This is a genomic window from Singulisphaera acidiphila DSM 18658 (genome assembly GCF_000242455.2).
Taxonomy (GTDB): Bacteria; Planctomycetota; Planctomycetia; order Isosphaerales; family Isosphaeraceae; genus Singulisphaera; species Singulisphaera acidiphila.
Genome location: NC_019892.1, coordinates 8,900,422 through 8,920,481 on the forward strand (window position 1 = coordinate 8,900,422; position 20,060 = coordinate 8,920,481).

General features: G+C 63.4%; 13 protein-coding genes. 5 read left to right on the forward strand and 8 right to left on the reverse strand.

Going from position 1 to position 20,060, the window contains the following annotated elements:
* Positions 1-45 precede the first annotated feature (45 nt).
* A complete protein-coding gene (locus SINAC_RS34510) occupies positions 46-1,050 on the forward strand; it encodes a WD40 repeat domain-containing protein (protein ID WP_015250167.1) in 1,005 nt (334 codons plus the stop codon).
* A gap of 58 nt (positions 1,051-1,108) precedes the next feature.
* Here the strand turns inward: SINAC_RS34510 and SINAC_RS34515 are convergent, their stop codons facing one another.
* From SINAC_RS34515 to SINAC_RS34530, 4 genes are all read right to left on the reverse strand, one after another.
* Positions 1,109-2,404 (reverse strand): sulfotransferase family protein, encoded by a 1,296-nt coding sequence (locus SINAC_RS34515; protein ID WP_015250168.1) that lies wholly within the window; start codon positions 2,402-2,404, stop codon positions 1,109-1,111.
* 167 nt (positions 2,405-2,571) lie between these two features.
* Positions 2,572-5,700 carry a PVC-type heme-binding CxxCH protein gene (locus SINAC_RS34520; protein ID WP_015250169.1) on the reverse strand — a complete coding sequence of 1,043 codons (3,129 nt, stop codon included), beginning with the start codon at positions 5,698-5,700 and terminating at the stop codon, positions 2,572-2,574.
* A gap of 167 nt (positions 5,701-5,867) precedes the next feature.
* The gene (locus SINAC_RS34525; protein ID WP_015250170.1) at positions 5,868-7,040 is read right to left on the reverse strand and encodes a lactonase family protein; all 1,173 of its coding nucleotides are present in this window, start codon (positions 7,038-7,040) and stop codon (positions 5,868-5,870) included.
* A gap of 114 nt (positions 7,041-7,154) precedes the next feature.
* Entirely contained in the window at positions 7,155-7,499 is a 345-nt protein-coding gene (locus SINAC_RS34530; protein WP_154673751.1) for a hypothetical protein, read from the reverse strand.
* 318 nt (positions 7,500-7,817) lie between these two features.
* On the opposite strand from SINAC_RS34530, the gene SINAC_RS34535 reads away from it, so the two are divergent.
* Together SINAC_RS34535 and SINAC_RS34540 are read left to right on the forward strand one after the other, a co-directional pair.
* Positions 7,818-8,222, forward strand: coding sequence for a Dabb family protein (locus SINAC_RS34535; protein WP_015250172.1), 405 nt, complete (start codon positions 7,818-7,820; stop codon positions 8,220-8,222).
* Between the two features lie 335 nt (positions 8,223-8,557).
* The gene (locus SINAC_RS34540; protein WP_015250173.1) at positions 8,558-8,923 is read left to right on the forward strand and encodes an ArsR/SmtB family transcription factor; all 366 of its coding nucleotides are present in this window, start codon (positions 8,558-8,560) and stop codon (positions 8,921-8,923) included.
* A gap of 131 nt (positions 8,924-9,054) precedes the next feature.
* On the opposite strand, the gene SINAC_RS34545 is transcribed toward SINAC_RS34540, so the two are convergent.
* The 3 genes from SINAC_RS34545 to SINAC_RS34555 all read right to left on the reverse strand — a co-directional run bounded on the left by SINAC_RS34545 (position 9,055) and on the right by SINAC_RS34555 (position 12,581).
* A complete protein-coding gene (locus SINAC_RS34545; RefSeq protein WP_015250174.1) occupies positions 9,055-10,089 on the reverse strand; it encodes a ThuA domain-containing protein in 1,035 nt (344 codons plus the stop codon).
* Positions 10,090-10,375: 286 nt separating this feature from the next.
* A complete protein-coding gene (locus SINAC_RS34550; RefSeq protein ID WP_015250175.1) occupies positions 10,376-11,899 on the reverse strand; it encodes an alpha-amylase family glycosyl hydrolase in 1,524 nt (507 codons plus the stop codon).
* 76 nt (positions 11,900-11,975) lie between these two features.
* Positions 11,976-12,581, reverse strand: a complete 606-nt coding sequence (locus tag SINAC_RS34555) for an RNA polymerase sigma factor (protein WP_015250176.1) — start codon at positions 12,579-12,581, stop codon at positions 11,976-11,978.
* Between the two features lie 332 nt (positions 12,582-12,913).
* Between SINAC_RS34555 and SINAC_RS38330 the strand changes: the two genes are divergently transcribed.
* Together SINAC_RS38330 and SINAC_RS34565 are read left to right on the forward strand one after the other, a co-directional pair.
* Positions 12,914-16,330 carry a serine/threonine-protein kinase gene (locus SINAC_RS38330; RefSeq protein WP_015250177.1) on the forward strand — a complete coding sequence of 1,139 codons (3,417 nt, stop codon included), beginning with the start codon at positions 12,914-12,916 and terminating at the stop codon, positions 16,328-16,330.
* A 116-nt stretch (positions 16,331-16,446) separates the two neighbouring features.
* Positions 16,447-17,979, forward strand: a complete 1,533-nt coding sequence (locus SINAC_RS34565; RefSeq protein WP_015250178.1) for a hypothetical protein — start codon at positions 16,447-16,449, stop codon at positions 17,977-17,979.
* A 103-nt stretch (positions 17,980-18,082) separates the two neighbouring features.
* On the opposite strand, the gene SINAC_RS34570 is transcribed toward SINAC_RS34565, so the two are convergent.
* A complete protein-coding gene (locus tag SINAC_RS34570) occupies positions 18,083-18,976 on the reverse strand; it encodes an FkbM family methyltransferase (RefSeq protein WP_015250179.1) in 894 nt (297 codons plus the stop codon).
* Positions 18,977-20,060: the final 1,084 nt, after the last annotated feature.

Genomic DNA, 20,060 nt, shown 5'->3' on the forward strand with positions numbered 1-20,060 from the left:
ACGCATCGTTCCCGTGGCGAGTTCGCCTTACGAGGTCTTCGTCCCATGGCTACCACAAACCCCGAGACGCTCAAGGTCGTCAAAGAATTCTCACGTCGGGAAGTCGTCTTCACAGCCGAACGTGTTCCCGACACGAACCGGCTGGTCTTCGGCGGGTCCGACTTCAAGATCTACGACATCGACCTGGCCGCCGACAAACCGGAGGCTCGCGAACTTGGCAGCCACGAGAGTTACGTCACCGGGCTCGCGCTGGCTGGCGTCATGGCCATCTCGGGAAGCTATGACGGGCGATTGATCTGGTGGGACCTCGACGCACGGGCGAAGGTCCGCACAGTCGAGGCCCATACCAAATGGATCCGTGGCGTGGCTACCACGCGCGACGGCAAGCGGGTCGCCAGCGTCGCCGACGACATGGTCTGCCGGCTCTGGGATGCCGAGACCGGCTCAAAGATCCACGAGCTGCGCGGCCACGCCGAGACCACCCCGCACCACTTCCCGTCAATGCTTTATGCTTGCGCCTTCTCGCCCGACGGCCGCCACGTTGCGACCGGAGACAAGGTCGGTCGTGTGGTCGTCTGGGACGTCGAGTCGGGCCAATCGACGAATACGCTGGAAGCCCCTGGCATGTATACCTGGGACCCGGTCCAGCGTCGTCATTCGATCGGCGGCATCCGCTCGCTGGCGTTCTCACCCGACGGCACCAGGCTTGCGGTCGGCGGCATCGGCAAGATCAACAACATCGACCACCTCGACGGCAAGGCCCGGGTCGAGGTCTTCGACTGGCGCAAGGGAGAGCGGACCCATGAATTCAGCGAAGACAAGGTCAAGGGCCTGGTCGAGCGCCTCGAGTTCCACCCCGCAGGCGACTGGCTGATCGCTGCCGGCGGCGATAACGCCGGCTTCCTGATGTTCCTCGACCTCAAAACCAAGGCCGTCCTCACCCAGGAAAAGGCCCCCATGCACGTCCACGATACGTCCTTCGACGAATCATCGGGCACGCTCATCGCAGCGGGGCACAACAAGATCGCCATCTTCGAGATGAAAGGCTGAAACAGTACACCATTTCAATCGCAGAACGGGCAACAACCTAAAATAATATTTTTAGTCGTTAAAATCCCCTCTGGGTGGTCCACTCGCGGTATCTGGCAAACCGGCGATTCACCACTTCTGAATCGAGGCCGAACTGCTCGAGGCTATAGCGATGGACGCCGTGCTTGTGCTGTGGATTCTCCGCCAGCCAGCGACGCATCCTGGCCTCGAGTTCGTCGTCGTACGCGTATCCGAAATGATGTCGGACCGCGTGGACCGTCCCGACCGGATCGGCCAATAAGGATGGATAGGCCACATCGAAGAAACGGGCCGGGTCGGCTGACGCGCGAGCGTCAATCGCGTGCTCGGTTCCTCGGGCCATCGCCTCGGTGAACTCCGCTCCAAGACGCCTCAGATCCACCTGGTCGGATGAGATCCCCCGAACGGCAGAGGCCAGGCTGCAAAGCGAAGGCAGGACCTGGAGGGGATCGCGGTGGATCTGCACGATGCAGGCGTCGGGAAAGACAGCCAGGAGAGCGTCGAGGCCGTAGAGATGGGCAGGGGCCTTGAGCAACCAGGGGTCTCCCGGCCACCGCCAGGAGAGGAGTTGGAGTTGACGGCGCAGGTAACGATAAGGCTCGAGCAAGTTTTGATCGTTCATCCACTCGACGTACTGGGGCACGTCGAACAGGAATCCGTTGATACCCGCGATAAACCCATGCGCGAACAGGTTATTGCACTCCTCGGGACTGTCGGCATCGAACAGGTGGGCGGCCCGGATCCGAGGGGCGAGCGCGTTCAAAATCCCGACCTGCTTCCGAGCCAGCCTAATTCGCGGGTCCGTCAGGCGAGTCTCGTAGCGTGGTGAAGGCGAAGGGGCCAACGTTTCCCAGAAGAGCAAGGGGCGACCACCAGGGTCCTCGCACATCAGGCGATGAAGGAAGGTCGTTCCACTTCGAGGCAGTCCGGTGATGAACAGAGGGCGGCGGATCGGCGTATCGAGGATCTCGGGATGGCGGTTCAGGTCCTCCTGAATCCGGAGGCGGTTCGTCAGCGCGGCCACACAGTATTCGCGAAAGAAGAGCCGGCCGAAGGTGTGGGTATTGCCCTGCGTCTCGAACGCCTCGACCAGGGCCCGGAGGCCATCCTGAAAGCCGTCGTCCCCCCAGTCCGCAAGGCCCGCACGGCGCTGGGCGGCGGCCAGAAGCAACTCGGGGTCGAGCCGGGGACGGAGCACCCCGACTCGCCTCAGTCCCCCCCCTACCCCATTGAGCAGTCGCATCCAGGCCGGCCGGTGGGGACGATCCCAGATCGGTTCCGCCGCCGTTATCGATGATCCGGGGCCGGAGCCCGCATTCTCGATCTCGGTTGCCATGGCGTTCGACTCTCCCTCCTCAGGTTTTACCGACTTCTCTTCATGGGAGCGTCAGCTCCCCCCCTGGGATCGCGAGCGCCCCGCCCACTCTTAACTTATTGATATTTTTTATCAACATAAATCAATTGCAGGCGGGGTGCCCGTGGTCCCAGGGGGGAGGGGTTGGATTACTGACAGGCTTTGAGGAACGCGATCAGGTCCGCCAGCTCTTTCGCTGAGAGCTGTTGATCGAGACCGGCCGGCATGACCGAGACCGAGCCCGGACGGATCTCCTCGATCTCATCCCTGGCGATGCGGGCCTCCTGGTCGGGACCGGTGGCGAGCACGATCTCATCGGGGGCATCCTTGCGGGGAAGGCCGTTGTAGACCTTGCCGTCCTTGGTTGCGATGCTCAACGGTTCGAAGCTTCGCACAAAGCTCGCGCTCGGGAAGAGGATCGCCTCGAGCAGGTCGCGCTCGGTGCGGATCTTGCCGATATGGGTGAGGTCAGGGCCGACCTTGCCCCCCAGGTAGCCGATCGCGTGGCAGGAGACGCAGGAGGCTCGGGTGCTATTGAACACCGCCTGGCCGCGCCTGACGTCGCCACCGGAGAGCGTCGCCAGGAACCCCTCGAGCCGCGCCTTCTGACTCGCCGCGTCCGCGTTCAGGCCGGCGTAGAGACCTTCGGCCTCGGTCTGAACTTTCTCGCCATACTTCGCCAGGCGAGGCTTGATCATCTCGATCCGAAGCGTGGTCCGGGCCGGTGACTGCTCCAGCGCCTTGACCAGCTTCAGCCCGACCGCTTCATCCTGGCTCTGCTCGAAAGCCGAGAGCAAGCGATCGATCTCGAGCGGTCCCGCCCCCTTGACCGTGTCGGTCAAGGCCGCGAGTTGATCGGTCGTTAGCGTAGCCTTTGAGAGCACGTCGGCGGCCGCGCTTCGGATCGCGACGGAGCGGTCAGGGGCCAGTTCACCGCGTAGGAAGGTCAAGAGGGCCGCATCGACTTCGGGCAAGCCGCCCGGTACGGCCGCCAGCGCCTCGAGCCGGAGGTCGGCCGGAGTCGTTTCCCGACTCGCCACCTTGAGCAAGGCCAAGGCAAGCGACGGTGAGCGGGTCTTGGGAGTCTGCAAGGCTCGGCTCGTCGCGATCGCCTGGCGGGTCAATGCGAGGTCGTCACCCGAAAGGACTTCGATCAAGCCCGACTCCCAGGCGCTGAAAGCGTCACGGAGCCCCGATTCGGCCATCGCTCGCAGCGCGATCCGCTTGGTCTCCGGCGAAGCGGCCGCGTCACGCAACGGCTCAGCCAGCAATTCCTGGATCGGCGTGGAGTGGGCCAGCCGAGCGAGTTGACCGCTGAGTTCATCCCCTTCGGCCGGCACTTTCCCCTTTTCGTACAGGCGCTGGCGAAACGAGCCGACCAAAGTCCCGGCCCACTCCGGATGCCGCCCGGCGATCCAGGACGCGGTTTCCCGGACAAGCGGATCGGTCGAGGCAAGGCCGGGCGCGATGTCCTCGGCCTTGAGGCCCCCCGCTTCCATCTGGTCGAGTGCAACCAGGGCGGCGCGGCGGGTCCTGACGTTCTGGCTCTGGAGGCCGGCCGCTGTTCCGCTCGGGTCAGCGATCTCGATGAGTGCGTATGTCAGCGAATGCTCAAGGACTCGATCCGCCGGCTCTCCGGCCGCCTCGAGCAGGGCTGAGACGACCCCCTTGCCGCCGATCCGCCCAAGCGCCTCGGCCGCGGCGCGGCGGTTGGCCGCCACCTTTTCCTTGAGCGCCACGAGCAAAGGCGCGAACGCATCGTGGTCGCGCCAGACGCTCGCGGAGTGGATCGCCGCCTGGCGAACGGTCGCGTCGGCATCGGCCAAGGCCGATCGCACAGCCGCGCGAGCCTCAGGACGGTCAATCCGCGTTGTGGCCCAGACGGCGTTTCGCCGCGAGTCGACCGTGCGGCCGGCCCGGATCGCTTCGGCGAGTGCCGAGACGGCCGGTTCACCTTGCTTGCCCAGCAGGTGGATCGCCCGAGCGCGAACCGCGGAGCGAGGGTCGTCCAGCCGCTCGACGAGTTCACCGACCGACGGCTGGGCCCACTCCAGCTTCAACCCGCGCGGGTCTTCGATCCGTGGTGCTCCCTCGCGGCGCACCCGGTAGATGGCCCCGAGCACGTTCGGCTTGCCGATCTGCGACGTCGGGCAGCAGAGCTTGTACCAGCCGCCGGTGTCGAGCACGACCAGGCTGCCGTCGGCATCGTCCCGAACGTCGGTGGGGTGAAAGTCATGGTCGGCCTCGGGAGAGACCAGGAAGTCTTCATCGCGTGTCGTGAAGGTGGCTCCGTTTGGCTCGAGAATGTGCCTCGTGACCTTCTGCATGTTGAAGAGGGCGGCGAACAGGTTGTCGCGATACCCAGGGCCGAACGCATCCGAATCATAGCGGGTAAGGCCCGACGGGGCGGCAGCGCCGAGGTGGGTGAGCGGCGGCATCAGCTCGGGGCCAGTCTTGGGGTGCGCGTTCAGCACCGCGTCGTGAACCTTGCCGTAGACTCCACCGTAGATCGCATGGATCAGGCCGTCGCGGCGACCGCCTTCGGGGTTCTGCAGGAAGGTCGTCGTGAAGATCCGCTCGCCCCCCGGGGTGAAGACGACGTCGACCGGGTTATCCATCCCGCCGGTCATCACCGGCTCGATCAGCGACCCCTCGGGCCGACGTCGAAAGATATGCGCCGCTTTTGTGACGAAAGGAGAACGGCCCGGCCGCTCGTAAGTCTGCTCGGCGAACGCCCCCTTGCACCAGTAGATCCAGCCATCGAGGCCGAGGTAAGGGCCATGCAGGTCGTTGGCACAGCCGGTGAGGGTTTTCCCCTGAAACCACTCGGTGCGTTGGTCGGCGACACCGTCGCCATCGGTGTCCGTCAGCTTCCAGAGGCTCGGGGGGGCCGCGACGTAGAGGGAGCCGTCATGCCACAGGGTCCCCTCGGGGAACATCATCCGATCGGCGAACACGGTGCGCTTATCGTACCGGCCGTCGCCGTCGGTATCCTCGAGCCGCAGGATGCGGTGGGTCCGATCGACAACCTGCTTGACGACCGGGTCGTTGGATCCGGACGAGTCGGAGACGTAGAGCCGGCCTTCTTCGTCAAAATCGGCGGTGATCGGGCGATCGACCAGGGGTGGGCCGGCGATGAGTTCCATCTCGAACCCATCGGCCAAAGTGAATGTGCGGCCGTTCAGCTTGAACTCGCCCGCCGTCACGGTGGAGAGCCCGGCGCAAAGAACGAGGGCGGCGAGAGTGAACGTGGCATTCACGCGTGGAGGTCGACTCATAGGTAGGCATTCCAGGTGGGATGAGCTCGTCGATCGTCATCAGAGCATGCAACGATTAGAGCCTTGCGTCGTCTCCGAACACGAGGAGAGTGTGAAGGTGGACGAGGCTCCGGGCATCATACCAGCGAGCCATCTCCGTTGCCTCGTCCCCATCCTTCAACTCATTGTTACTTCGCGATCGGGATGAACTTCAGGCAGACGGGCGACTTGACCTCGATCGACTGGCCGGTCGACTCGAGTTTGCCGGTCGCCGGATCGATCCGAAAGACAACGATCGTGCCGGATTCCTGGTTGGCGGCCAGGAGAAAACGGCCGGTCGGGTCGATGGCGAAGTTCCGGGGGATCTTGCCGCCGGTCGGCTGGTGGCCAACCGGAGTGAGCCGGCCAGTCGCAGCGTCGATGGCGAAGATCGCGATGCTGTCGTTGCCTCGGTTCGAGCCGTAGAGGAACTTGCCCGAGGGATGGACCTGCACCTCGGCCGTCGAGTCGCTCGGCTTGACCTCAACGCCATCAGGAAGCGTCGGCAAGGTCTGGATCTCTTTCAAGACACCATGCTCGGCGTCGTAGTCGAGGGCGGTCACCGTGCAGTTGATCTCGTTGATCACGTAGGCGTGATGGCCGTTGGGGTGGAACGCGAAATGGCGAGGTCCGGACCTGCGCGCCGTCGCCGTGAACGGAGGGTCATTGGGGGTCAGGCTTCCCTTCGCCGGGTCGAACTTGTAGACGAAGAGCTTGTCGAGCCCGAGGTCGGCCGCAATCGCGAACCGATTGGCCGCGTCAACGTTGATCGAGTGGGCGTGGGGTTTGCCCTGTCGCTTGGGGTCGGCGACGGTCCCGGTGTGTTCGATCGTCGCAGTCGCAGCGCCGAGCCGGCCGTCAGCCAGGATGGGCAGCGAGGCCACGGTGCCTCCCCCGTAATTCGCCACCAGAACGTTCTTGCCGGCGCGGTCGACCACCAGGTGGCACGGCCCAGCGCCTTCCGACGATTCCGTGTTCAGGTGCTTGAGGCTCCCGTCCTTCGGATTGATCGCGAACGCGCTGACGCCGCCGCTCTTCCGGCCGCCGCTCTCGGCAACCTCATTCACGGAGTAGAGGTGCTGACGGGCCGGGTCGATCGCCAGGAACGACGGGCTGAGCGCCTCAGCGGCCAGACCCCGCGAGGTCAGCGTCCCCGATTTCGGGTCGAGATCGAGTAGGACGATCCCCTGCCCTTTCCCGTCCGTATAAGTCCCGACGTAGACCCGGACCTTCGAAAGCGTCGCAGGGTCGACGGCGGAAGCCGCCTGAGTTTCAGCCAAGGCCACGGTAAGACAGCCGAGGAGCAAACCAATCTGCCACATAAAAGCGGTTCCCGTTCGAGTGTCGCAAGCCCGGCCCGCCTCAATGGCGGCCGGAGGTCCGTCTTAGACTAACTCCATCAGAGGGTGGCCGAAATCCTCTTCCTTCGGAATACGTTAGAGCTCGCCCAGCTCGGCATCGAGCGCATTCATGCGTTCGTTGAACACATCGTCGGGCAGAAGAAGCATGGACAAAGGTTTAAGGTCTCCCTCGAGGAGCATCAGCAACTCGGCCGTGCCGGCGCGGCGACCGAGAGCACGGCCTCGGGTTTCAAGGGCCTTGGCGACGATCGCATCGAGGTCAAAGGCCGAGGAGGCCTTCACCAGACGCGCGGCCACCTCGTCCAGGTCGGACGCGTTGAACGTCCCCTTGCCATCGAGCCTGGCCGCCTCGGTGATCGTCAGCAGTGCGTCAGCCAGCCGTTCGCACGCCTTCTCTTGGAGTTTTGTTGGCTTGGTCACAAGGATGACTTTCCGTTCGGACCGGTGCGTCGTCTTCAAAAAAAAGGCCTGAGCAAGCCACAAAGCGGCTGTACCCATCCCGTAGGGCAGGCGGAAGACTACCCTACAAGATAAAACACATCCACACACTCTCCATAGGATTTTAAGGATTCTATCAATTCGAGAGCCAACCGAGAACGCTCGTCATTCCCTGCCAGTGAGCCTTCGGAACCGGACGAAACAAGGGATCCGTAACGACTTGTCAATCCAAGCTCAGTCGATCATGATGGCCAACCGTTTCGTTGATCGGACACGCGTGCATCCACAAAGGAAATCCTCATGAACCGTTTCTTCACTCGGCTTCTCTTTTCCACGGTTGCGGCCAGCCTGCTGGCGGGCGGAGTCGCTCAGGCCGCCGACGAAAAGGGGGAGCGACTGGCTCACGTGGTCTTCTTCACGCTGAAAGATCACTCCAAAGAGTCGCGAATGAAGATGATCGACGCTTGTAAGACATACCTCACAAACCATGACGGGCTCATCTCCTTCTCGGTCGGCACCATCGCCGAGGATGTGACAGAGCCGGTCAGCGACCGCGATTTCGACGTTGCGATTCACCTTGTATTCCGGGACAAGGCGGCCAACGCCGCGTACCAGGCCCACCCGCGTCACAAGAAATTCGTCGAGGAAAACAAGGCCACGTGGGCAAAGGTCCGCGTCTTCGACTCCTACCTCTCCGCGCCTTGAACCCCGGGCCGACAGACGTCAAACACCGGCCCGCGGCCCTCGTTTGACGTCTGTCGCGGCCTTCGGATTCCCTCGACAAACGATCGATTGAAACGGTCGCCATTTTTGAGTTTTAAAAGCAGTAGGATGTTGTCACTCGGCAATCTCATGATATATTTGCAGACTATGGGATTTCGCTTTCCCCATACTGTCGATTGTAAAAGATGCTCAAGCGGCGAGCGGACGTTCGGACTCATGGTTTTTCCCCAGCCGTTCTCAGGAAATACCCGATTGATTCTCCGAAGAGTTTCGAACGCGCCGTTCGGGCAAATGCATGATTGTTGGAGAATGTTTCGATGGCGAGTGCGACTTCCGGTGTGAAGAAGGTGGCGAAGACGGCGACCGCAACGAAAACGGCGACCGCGGCCAAGGCCAAAGAGAGCGGCCAACGTCTCAAGCAAGCGCAGCGTGCCGCGAACCTGCTGAAGCAGGTCAGCGACGCGACCCGCCTCCAGGTGATCTTGATGCTTTCCGAAGGAGAGCGACACGTCGGCGCTCTGAGCGAAGAGCTGAGCCAGAGCCAGCCCGCCGTCAGCCACCACCTCGCCTTGCTCCGGCATGGCGGGATCATCTCACCCCGCCGCCAAGGGAAGAATAACTTCTACGGCCTGACCGAGACGGGCGAAGAACTGGCCAAAGTGGTCAAGTCGATCATGGTCTGAGCTGTGGCCATGCCCCAATAAATCGATTCGCGTCACGAGCCAGCCGGGGGACAGAGGTCCCCCGGCTGGCTCGTGGCATTCCGTTTCTATGAATCCATGTACAGTTCGTGGAGTCAAACAGCGAGGCAGGGTTACTTAATTTGATGACTGCTCGGCTTGACCCCCGCCTTGAATCCCCCGAACCCGAAGGGGAGCGGGTGATACTCGCCGACAATCGAGACGTCGGCATCGGCGGCGATCTGATCCTCGAGGCCGGTCGCCCAGTAGGTCGCATTGACCAAGAGCCGGCGCACCCCTTCGTTCTCAAGGTCTTGCGAGGCGCCCATCGTGGTCGCGAAGATGCGTGCGGTTTTACCATTGGCGGCGGCGTAGGTCTTGGTCCAGGCAACCGGCATCATTGGGTCGTTCTTCGGGCCGGCAAGCGGGGAATCATCAGGCTTCATTCCCGTGAGAATCTGTCCAAAGACCAACGGTTTACTGTCGCCCGGCAGCGGTAACCGGACGCCGTAGACGTCGGTCGGCCCCCAGATCTGGCCATCCTTGACGCCTTTGAGAATGGGGTGATCCTGCTCGCCCGGGGCGAGGGTTCCGCGCGTGCTCTGCTTGCCGTGAGCGCCGTGGTGGCTATGCCAGGTCTCGCCGAAAACCAGGCGTCCGAAGCCCCCCTCGAAGCCAGGGACCTGGCCGTTCCAGGTGTATTTGGCATAAGTCTTGTTCTTCTTGAGGTCGAAGGCGTGCGTGGCCGTTCGCAGGCCGATGATCGGGCGGCCCGACTCGAGGTAGTCGACCACATGCTTCATCTGATCGTCGGGTAAGTCGCGAAACCGGGTGGCAATGATCAGCAGGTCGGCCGTATCGAGCGCCTCCAGGCCGGGAATGTTGTCGACCCGCTTGGGGTCGATCGTCCCATCCTCGCCGATCGCAAAGAGGACGGTGCAATTGAACCCGTGCCGCGTGGCGAGGATCTTGGCCAGTTGGGGAAGCGCCTCCTCCGAGCGGTACTCCTCGTCGCCGCTGACCAGGACGACCCGCTTGTCCTTGCCCGGCCCGTCGCCTCCCTGATAAACAACCCAGGAGTCATCGGCCTGGGTCCGCCCGCCGCAAACAGCGATCAGGGCAGCCGCCCAGAACAGGCGATATCGCACCGCGATTCTCATCTTGGCCACGGTTCAGCCTCGCTTTGCAGGATGGAAAGGTAAAGGAGAGTCGGTCTTTTGACGGCCACAGACCATCCAAGGTTGCCTGGACGGAGTGTTGAAGCCGTTCGATGATTCGGTGATGAAAACGCCTGAACCCTTGAATTTTTTAGGCGAGCGGGAAGCGCCGGCTCCTTGTCCCTCTCTTTGGGAGATGAGGCGGGCGAGAAGCGTAAGTTCCCTGTCCCTCTCACCCACACCTACTCTCGCCAGAACGACAGAGAGAGCTGACGCTCCCCGCTCACCTTCGCATTGCTCAGGTTCCTGGGCTGGCCTGGCTGACTTCAAAAACGTGCGTTCCCCATGGGGGCAGGTCGAGATAGAGACCGTGCGGGATCAAGTCATCGCTGCTCCGCTGGTATGCGAAGGGGCCGGTCAAGTCCCGGAAGTTCCACGTCTTGCCTGCAAAGGTGTCTGGCGGCAAGACGACGTAGCACTGCCCTTGGTCGGGAGCATAGTTCACGGCGACCAGGAGCGTCTCGCCGGCCGGACCTTCCCACATGAAGGTGAGAAACTGCTCGGAGGTCGTATTCTCATTCCAGGCCCGCCGACATTCCCGCAGAGTCCATCGGCCCCGCCGCAGTTCAGGGCGCTTCAAAATCGCAAGCAAGCGGGCGTAAAACTCCGCCAAAGGGGGGTTGACCGGCTCGATCGCGCGGCGGGCAAGATGGACCGAGGGCCGAATCGCAGCCCCTTCGAGCTGTCCTTGGTGGAACAAGCGGAGCCCCGGGACCAGGAACGTGATTGTGGCAGCCGCTCGATGGACCTCCCAGGGGACGAAGGCGAACGCAGCGCGCGGCTCGTCGTGATTCTCCAGGAACCGGGCGCACCGGCGCTGAAAGTCGACGTCGGCGCGAAGATGGTCGCGGACGGCGGTGGCGTCGTGGGCATGGAGCCGATCGTAGAGACGTTTATCGTAGGTGACGTCGAACCCTTGGTGCTGGAGGGTCCATTCCAGGTCCCAGTAGGCCTCAGCCAAGAACAGAAAGTCAGGAGTCTGGGCTCGCACACGGGCGATCGCGTCGGGCCAGAAGGGAGAGTCGTCCGGGAGACTGCCATCGCTCGGGAGCGAGGCCTCCTTCCAGGTCCGGGCGAAAATGTCAGGCAAGACCAGCATGGCCATGTCGCAGCGCAGGCCATCGCACTGAGCGGCGACCTTCACCAGCACATCGCGCATTGCCGCGCAGAGCGAAGGGTGCCGGTAGTTGAGCTGGAAGGTATCAGGCCACCCCGGGAAGTACGGGTCGCGGCCAAACGCCAGCACCTGCGGCCCCTCCGCGGTCTCGGCCCGGGCGTAGTTCCCCGGCTCACGACCGAGGTCCATCTCGGTCCCCGCGATGTAGTACTCCGGATGCCGCTCGACCCAGGGGTGATCCCTGGCCGTGTGGTTGGGCACGAAGTCGAGCATCAGGCGCACGCCCCGTGCCCGGAACCGGGCGCGGAGTCGGGCCAGCGCATCGTCTCCCCCAAAGTCGCGATGCACCGAGTAGCCTTGAATGGCATACGGCGATCCGCAAACGTCTTGGTCCGTGAAGTCGGGCAGATGGTCGCGATACCAACGCGACCACTCAGGGTGGCTCCGCGAGACCTCGCGCCCGACCGCTCCGGTCTGCCAGACGCCGAGCAGCCAGACCCAGTCGAACCCAAGCCCCGCGATCTGGTCGAGCGCCTGGTCAGGAACATCGTCGAACGTCGCGGGACGCCCCAGGGTGCGTGCGAGTCCCCCAAGCCAGTCGCGCGTGGCGATCTCGTAGAGCGAAGGGAACGAGTCCGATTCCATAAGCAGAGATCTCAAGCGTCAATCCAAGCGGATCTGTGGAAAAGAAACGTCTTGCTGGCAGCCGGCATTGCGAAATTCAAGGGTCGCCCGCCCCGTCCAGCTTGCGGACTTCTTCTTGGAGCGTCTTCTGTACCCGATGCTTGGCCATAAAGACATTGGCGACCGGCATACCGAGGCGGCGCGAGGCGTCGGCCCCCGAGAGCCCTTCCAGCGCGGTAAGGCGAAAGGCATCCCACGACTGGGCAGAGACCCGTTGCCGGACCTGCAACATGGCCAGATCGAGCAACTCACGGTCGAACGCCTCCTCGATCTGCCGCTCCAGATCGGCGCGGGCTTCGAGCGAGTTCAGGGTTTCCCAGGCTTGGTCGTCCCCCTGCCCCGTGCGATGCTGCCGGCTCCCGACAAAGTCGAGCAAGGTGCGCTGGGTGACCGTCTTGAGCCAGGCCCGAAAACTGCGGGCCGGATCGTATTGAAAGTCGCGCATCTTCTCGGTCAGCTTGGCAAGCACGATCTGGGCGACGTCGTCAGCATCGGCCCCCTGGAGGCCCCGAGCGCAGCACCAACCATAGATTTTGGGACGGTAACGACGGACGAACTCGTCCCAGGCCTCCGCGTTAGAGGGATCATTCTGAAACGTTCCCAGTAAACTAACAGAGGTCTGGGTATCAGCAGTTTCGGACATCGCGTCCCCCGGGGGAAGGGATCAATCGGACAGACCGACCAACCCACCAGACGGCCTCGCCGGAGTCAGGCACCGCGTCATAAAGCTCGACACAGCTTAACGAACGCGCTTGGCCGCATGAAAGAGCGCCGCGAAGTTTCGGTCATCTCTTTCCCTCTCCGTGGCGATCCGGTTAGCATGTTGGCATGCGAGAAATCCCCTTCGGCAAGACTGCCGGTGGATGCCTCGCAAAAGGATGTAGCGTTAGGTCGGTGACAATCGCGCCGTATTCTCAATGGAGGAGACTCGAAATTGGGTCCCCATCTAAATTGGGAAGGCACCAGGAGGCCGCGATGAAAGGCTGCCCGGAGGGCGAACGGTTCGTGCTGCTTCTGCAGGAGCGGCTGGATTCCGCCGAACAAGCCTTCATTGTGGGTCACGTCGAGACTTGCCCACGTTGCCAGGATCATCTGGAAGCCCTGACCGCGGGAAGTCTCACCCGGTTCGAGAGCGAAAAGCAGGGATCGCGGAAGGAACCCTACTCCACGGAAAAGGAAGAAAAGGGGGGCAGCGGTCTGCCCGCACTCCGACGACGACCGGACTGGCCCTCGCTCCCGGCCGGAGCGAGACGGTCACCCACCCCTGGATTCTCGAGAATCACGGGCAGCCCTTGGCCCTCAGTCCCCGACTTCGACATTCTCGAAGAACTGGGCCGAGGGGGGATGGGGATCGTCTACAAGGCGAGGCAGCGGTCGTTGAACCGCCTGGTGGCTTTGAAGATGATCCGCGACGGCGGCCGTGCCCGGCCCAGGGACCTGGCCCGATTCCGGATCGAGGCCAAGGCGGTGGCACGACTCCGGCACGCGAACATCCTCCAGATCTACGAGATCGGCGATGAAGACGGGCTCCCGTTCGTGGCTTTAGAGCTGCTCGAAGGGGGGAGTCTCGAAGTGCGGATGGCCGGCACGCCTCAGCCTGGGTTCCGGGCGGCCGAGACCCTCAGCATCCTCGCCCGAGCGATCCACGCCGCACACGAGGCGGGGATCATCCACCGCGACCTCAAGCCCTCGAACGTCCTGTTCACCTGCGACGGGATCCCCAAGATCACCGACTTCGGCCTGGCCAAGCGCCTCGAGGAGGACGACGGCCATACCGAGAGCGGGCAGGTCATGGGCTCACCCAGCTACATTTCGCCTGAACAGGCGCGAGGCCGCAATCGCGAGGTGGGGCCGACCGCCGACGTCTACAGCCTGGGGGCGATCCTCTATCAGATGCTGACCGGGCGGCCCCCGTTCCGTGGCACGACGCCGGTGGAGACCGTCATGCAGGTCATCCACGAGGAGCCGGTCCCCCCCTCCCGCCTGCTGTCGAAAGTGCCCCGCGACCTGGAGACGATCTGCCTGAAGGCCCTGGACAAGGAGCCGCGCCGCCGCTACGCCAGCGCAAACGACCTGGCCGACGATCTCGGACGCTACCTCGCGGGCGAGCCGATCCGGGCCCGCCCCACGCCCCTCTGGGAGCGCGGCCTGAAATGGACCAAGCGCCGGCCGACGACCGCCATCCTCGTGGCCCTTGGGGTATCGAGCGTCGTTGGCCTGGGAGGCTCCGGGCTCCACTATGAACGCAATCTCCGCCAGCACGCGAGAGACATCGCCGCGGCCCGCTTAACCGGGGTCTACGCCCTGAACGATGCCGGCAAAGCCATCGCCCGAGGCGACTTGAACGGGGCCAAAGACACGCTCGTGAAGCTCTCGACCCGGATCGAGCGAGAACCGAGACTGGCGGACCTGGGCGTCCAGGCCGCCGGCCTGCTCGACCAAATCGGCCGTGGGCTCGCCGGACGCGAGGCCCGGGAGGACGCCGCCGCGCGATTCGCTCGGTTCCTTCGGCTCCGGGACGAGGCGATCATCCGCGACGTCCACTTCACCGGCCTGGACCTGCCCGACGACCCCAAGGCCACCCGCCAGGCCGTCCGCGCAGCCCTGGCCGTGTTCGAGCCCCAGGGTCAGGCCGGCTCCGGGCTGCTTGCCTCCTTGCCCGACACGCTGACAACACAAGAGCGCGACGACGTGGCCCGGGGTACCCATGAGCTCCTGCTCGTACTGGCCGAGGCGGTCTCGCGACCGGCGGCCGGGGAAGATCCCGGAGAACAGGCCCGGGAGGCGCTCGGAATCCTCGACGCAGCCGCCCAGGTCCACCCGCTCCCCTCACCGGCCTATCACCTCCGGCGAGCGGCCTGCCTGGCCCGCGCAGGAGATGAGGCGGGCGCGTCGCGCCAGCGTGTCGAAGCCGAACGGCTCGAGCCGGCGAATGCCTTCGATCACTTCCTGCTCGGTCGCGAGTGGTCGAAACGAGGGTCGCTGACCCGGGCGAAGCGTCACTTCGACGCCGCCCTGCGGCTCCAGCCCGATCACTTCTGGGCCCTCTGCCTCTCGGCCATCTGCGAGCTGAACGGCAGCCCGCAGCGGCCCGAGGTGGCCAAGGCGGCGCTTCGCGACTGCCTGGCGCGACACCCCGACTTCGCCTGGCTCTACCTCCTCCGTGGGTTCGCCTGCGGCCAGATCGCCACGGCCGAGACGAACCAAGCCCAGGCGGAACAGTCGTTCGAGGATGCCGAGGCCGACTTCCGCAAGGCCCTCGAGCTCGGCTCCGGCCAAGAACTGCGCTATGCCTTGCGGGTCAACCGCGGCCTGGTCCGGTTCAAACGCGATCGGCCACGCGAGGCGGCGACCGATCTTCGCGAGGCGATCGCGATCGACCCCACACGGTTCAACGCCTATGTCACCTTGGCCCACCTCGATCGCGAACAAGGACGGCCCGAGGAGGCCGCCGCCTTGCTCGACCGCGCAATCGAGCTGAAACCGGACCTCGCCCCCCTCTACCGGACCCGGGCGCTCTGGAAGATCGAGAGCAAGGATCGGGACGCCGCCCTCCACGATCTGGATGAGGCGCTCCGACGCGAACCACCGCGCAGTCCCGAAGCGGCCGGCGACCACGCCCTAAGAGGCCACTTGCTCTGCACGGCCGGGCGTCACCAGGAGGCCCTCAACGCCTGCGACGCCGCGCTCGAGATCGACCCTGAAGATGCCGAAGCCCACCGCTGGCGAGTCGCCGCACTGCTCGAACTGAAGCGATACGACGACGTGCTCCACTCGTGCGACGGCTACCTGGCCAACGGTAAAGCCTCGGCCGAGCTCCTCGAAATCCGAGGCTTGGCCAAGGCCCATCGTAAAGACTACGCCGGGTCGATCGCCGACTATACGCGGGCCCTCGCCCTGAAGCCCGACCGGGCAACCTTGCATGCCCATCGCGGCTGGGCGCACCTCATCTCCGAAGCACCCAAGCTCGCCTTGCTCGACTTCGAAGAAGCGGTGCGGCTCGACCCCGGGAGCGGCGACGCCTTCTCCGGCCGCGGTTCAGCCCTGGTCCTGCTCGGCCAGCACCGGTCGGCCGTCGCCGACGCCGAGGAAGCCCTCCGCCACGGCGAGCCGACCCCCCGGATGTACTACAATGCCGCGAGAACGTACGCCCAAGCCTCCGCCGTCGCTGCGGCGCATGTCGGCGAACGCGGACGCGATGCCCTGGACGTTTCCTTTCGCTACCAGGACCGTTCCCTGGAGCTTCTGGGTGACGCCCTGGGGCGAATCCCGGACGGCCAGCGCGACGGGTTCTGGCGTGAAGTCATCCACGCCGACGAGGCGCTGCGGGCGATTCGCCGCCGCCCTCGATTCAGCGAACTCTCCGCACGGTTCGCGCCGACGCCCCCATGACGCAAATCAGAGAGGCCCAAGATCATGCCTCTCTTGCTTCTCATTCGATCGCAAACGACTCCTCAATGACCAAACCGAGCGTCACGAACGGAATCAGAAAAAGAGGAACGCCGACGATGGCCATCCTTCCCCACGCTCGCCCCTTCAAGGATGATCCCCCAATGGCCCGATCCCGCCGTTCCAAGCCGTCACGAACGTGGCAAGTGGAGCAGCTCGAGGATCGGGCCTTGCTCACGACCATGTACGGTCCGACACCGGCGACCGCAGGTCTCGTCGTAACTCCGGCTCCCATTTCGTCAAACGCCTGGTGGAATCTCGGACCTAACGAGATCTCGACTTCTGACCGGGGCCGATTCGTCATCAGCATGGCTGAACCCACCAACCTGGCTTTGGCCCTCCGCACGAAAGACCTCCAGCAGGCGCGGTCAGCCTTCTCACCAGTCATGGATACCCTTTCGTTCGGGGCTGGCCAGACCACGTTCGCGATCGCGAACAGCAACACCTACAGCGTGATCGAAGGAACCAAAATGGGCCGGCTGTTCGGTGGCAGCACGGATGCGCCGCCCCCTCCCTTTGCCTTTGCGATTCGCGGCTTTCCGGGAGCCGCCTTCACGGGTCGAGGCCCGATGGTCTTCGGCCGACCACGCGACGACATGGATGGTGGCCCCCCTCGGCTCGGCTCCAGGTCGTTGCTCCTCGTCATCTCTCCCGATTCCTACTGGGAGAACGGGATCATCGGCAAATCCAACGAAGCCTTCTCGTTCGCCAGCAGCGGATCGCCCAGCGAAGCCCGAAGTGGCTCGTCGGCCCACACCGAGCCAAACTCGAGCGAAACGACAGGGTACGGCCAGTCCCCGGCCACCACCTCGAACCTTACAAACCTCTTGCCCGGGCCTTCCACCGGCAACGTCATGATCTGGGTGGACGCCGACACATGGTCCAGCGACACCGTGCTTACTTCGAGCCTGCTCAGCCAGAGAGAATTCGAACCAGGCGCCCTGTTCCCCCAGGACGATCTTCCTGAAGTGACCGCGCTGCTCGCATCGATCTTGAATGAATGGCTCGATGAGACGGTCGAACTACCACTTCCCCTCTCGGGCCAGTTGCAGCAAATCACGAAGCTCGACCCGCTCGACGAATCCTCACTCGCCTTAACGGCCACGCTCCTGACCGTCTCCAGCGCTCCTCAGTCCACAACGGCCGGGCCAAGCCCCTCGGAGAACGCCTCGTCCGAGGCCTCCCTCCCCGCCTCTAACCCTCCCTCCTGGGCCGGCTTCGTCATCGGCCTGAATGAGGCCTTCGAGGCGAACCGCCTGGCGACCCATCGGTGGCCATCCTCGACTGAGCCGCAAAGCAAATCCAAGCAACACGATGGAGCGAGCGAGGCGGCGCGCACCGTCGAGCAAGCGGCCGCAGACGAGGCGCTCCAGAGCCTGGATCGGGAACCGCCTCCCCAGGATGCCATCGACGCACTCTTCCTCCCCCCTTCGGAGAAGGAGAAAGACACGTTGGACTCAACAGCAAAGGAAGGCCGGCTCAGCGCAGCCGCCCGCGCCTCCCTGAGCCTCGCCATTGTCCCGGCTCTCTGGGCCGAACGGCTCAGCCACCGCCGCGGGCAACCGGACCAGGACGATCGAGACGAGGATTAATACGAAACCAAGGGTTCAAACGCCCTGGCGAATGAAAAGGTGAGAGACAAAGCCGGCCAGTAGCACAACCGACCCGGCCGTTGGGAATCAATCAGCCGGCAGGTCATCCCTTCGCGGGAACGGCGAAAAAGTTGGCGCTAAAGGTCGACGACGGAAACGCCTGGATACAGTCGGCGATTTCCCCGTTGGGACTGATCTCGTGCAACTGGTAGCCGAGAGACCAGAGCTCATCCAGCACTTCCATCGGAGCGATCCCGGCGTTATCACAGGTAACGTCGCCGACTTCGAGCATAATCCGAGCCACCCGTTTCTCTCGAAGCAGGCCGCGCGCTCCACGAATGACACCGAGTTCGAAGCCTTCGACGTCGATCTTGAGAAAATCAATCTGGTCGAGCCCTTCCGCTTCGGCATGAGCATCGAGCGTGGTGATGGCGACCTCGATGATCTCATCCGCCGAGAGTGGCTTCCGATTCCAGGTAATCTCTTGGTCCGCCAGCGTGTTCAGGCCGCTCATCTCGCGGTGGACCCGCAGCCGCGCAGTGCCGAGAGCTTCGCCGACAGCAGAAGGAAAGACCTTCACGGCGGCCAGGTTGTTGATGGCGAGATTGTTCAGCAGCAGGTTCCGCGTGCTCGGCGTGGGCTCGAAGGCATGAATCACCCCCTTGCCGCCGATGAAGTGGGCGGCCTCAAGGCTGAACATGCCGTGATTTGCCCCGACGTCGACAATGGTCATCCCCGGGCGAATGGTCCGCTCAATCAGCGCACTCTCATAGGTCTCGGGGTTGCCATCGCGAAGGTAGTGATACTCCGAGAGGCTCACGGCCTGATATCGCTGCCCCCAGCGGTTCCGCGACCAGGGAGCCTCACGCCTCACGGCATGAACAGCACTCCATTCAATCGTGTTCCGCAGCTCCTTACATCGCCTGATGATTCCCCTGACGGCGCGGGAAATCATCGAGGGATGCCGTCGGCTCACCGTGGTGTGGTTGGGGGACATCGTGCATCTCCTTGGCAACCGTGAACCTGACGGAACAGGAAGATGAAATTCAACAAATGACTGAAGCCCCGGTTACGGAACCCCAGAACCAGAGCGAAGGGAGGGGATACTCTTACAGAAGTGTTTTTTTCGGAAACCCTGTCCTCACAAATTTATATTCACAATCATCTAGGCCCCTGCCAGGCATGTCCATGACCAAGAAAAGAAGCCACAGCGAAATCGCCAGGCCAACCGCGAAGTGATCTCCACGAAAAGCATAAGGCAGCCTGATTTTACACAAAACCGGCATATTTCCACAAAAACAAATCAGCAGTGCCCGCCTGGATCGACGACCAACGCACAAACCATCAAAATATACAAAAAACAATAATCCACTTGCGACGCGAGGGCATCCCGGCCTCGTTTTCGCCAGATCAGACAATCGGTTGAAGTGAATCTTAGCCCGGGCCGATCATCGGAAGCGGTGGCTTCAGACCTATTGAGAGCCCAAGCATCAGTTGCCCAAGACCGCAGGATCTCAGAGGGCCATCCCAACCGAAGGGGGAGGGTGAGAGGGGGCGTTCATAGGCCGGCCCAGGCTCATAAAAACACCGTTATCGATCGGCTCAGTGCGTGATCGCCGGATGTCCACTTCTTGTAATAATCGGCCAACAATGCCGGTAGCCCCCATGAGAGAATCGAGATTTCTTTCTGTGAACCGACAACAACCAACTCCTTAGGGAAATGATGGCGCGACCGGCGTCGGGCCGCACAGCCAACCGAGTATTATGCAAGAGGGGACGCCCGCGCGCCAAGGTGAACACCGACTTGACGCCTTCTCATTAGCAGTCGAGTGGGCCAGACGGATCGGACGCCTTGACTGAGGCAACAGTCCTCGGGGAAGGCACCCGCAGTAAAAGCAACTCGCGCCGCGGCTTGAACGTCGTTCGTTGAGAGAGGAGCGTAGGAATCTGGCCTACCGCCTTCCTTTACGAACCCAAACATTTGTCTACGGCCCCTGCAACCCGAACCTTGCCCCGTCCGCGAACCTGACCTCGATCTGCCCATCCCAGGCGGGCGGCCGGCCAAGGTCTCTAGTTTTATG

What these genes read in the sequence shown, in the direction of transcription:
- SINAC_RS34510 (WP_015250167.1), top strand. Translation starts at nt 46, where the DNA reads ATGGCTACCACAAACCCCGAGACGCTCAAGGTCGTCAAAGAATTCTCA.
- SINAC_RS34515 (WP_015250168.1), bottom strand. Translation starts at nt 2,404, where the DNA reads ATGGCAACCGAGATCGAGAATGCGGGCTCCGGCCCCGGATCATCGATA.
- SINAC_RS34520 (WP_015250169.1), bottom strand. Translation starts at nt 5,700, where the DNA reads ATGAGTCGACCTCCACGCGTGAATGCCACGTTCACTCTCGCCGCCCTC.
- SINAC_RS34525 (WP_015250170.1), bottom strand. Translation starts at nt 7,040, where the DNA reads ATGTGGCAGATTGGTTTGCTCCTCGGCTGTCTTACCGTGGCCTTGGCT.
- SINAC_RS34535 (WP_015250172.1), top strand. Translation starts at nt 7,818, where the DNA reads ATGAACCGTTTCTTCACTCGGCTTCTCTTTTCCACGGTTGCGGCCAGC.
- SINAC_RS34540 (WP_015250173.1), top strand. Translation starts at nt 8,558, where the DNA reads ATGGCGAGTGCGACTTCCGGTGTGAAGAAGGTGGCGAAGACGGCGACC.
- SINAC_RS34550 (WP_015250175.1), bottom strand. Translation starts at nt 11,899, where the DNA reads ATGGAATCGGACTCGTTCCCTTCGCTCTACGAGATCGCCACGCGCGAC.
- SINAC_RS34555 (WP_015250176.1), bottom strand. Translation starts at nt 12,581, where the DNA reads ATGTCCGAAACTGCTGATACCCAGACCTCTGTTAGTTTACTGGGAACG.
- SINAC_RS38330 (WP_015250177.1), top strand. Translation starts at nt 12,914, where the DNA reads ATGAAAGGCTGCCCGGAGGGCGAACGGTTCGTGCTGCTTCTGCAGGAG.
- SINAC_RS34565 (WP_015250178.1), top strand. Translation starts at nt 16,447, where the DNA reads ATGGCCATCCTTCCCCACGCTCGCCCCTTCAAGGATGATCCCCCAATG.
- SINAC_RS34570 (WP_015250179.1), bottom strand. Translation starts at nt 18,976, where the DNA reads ATGTCCCCCAACCACACCACGGTGAGCCGACGGCATCCCTCGATGATT.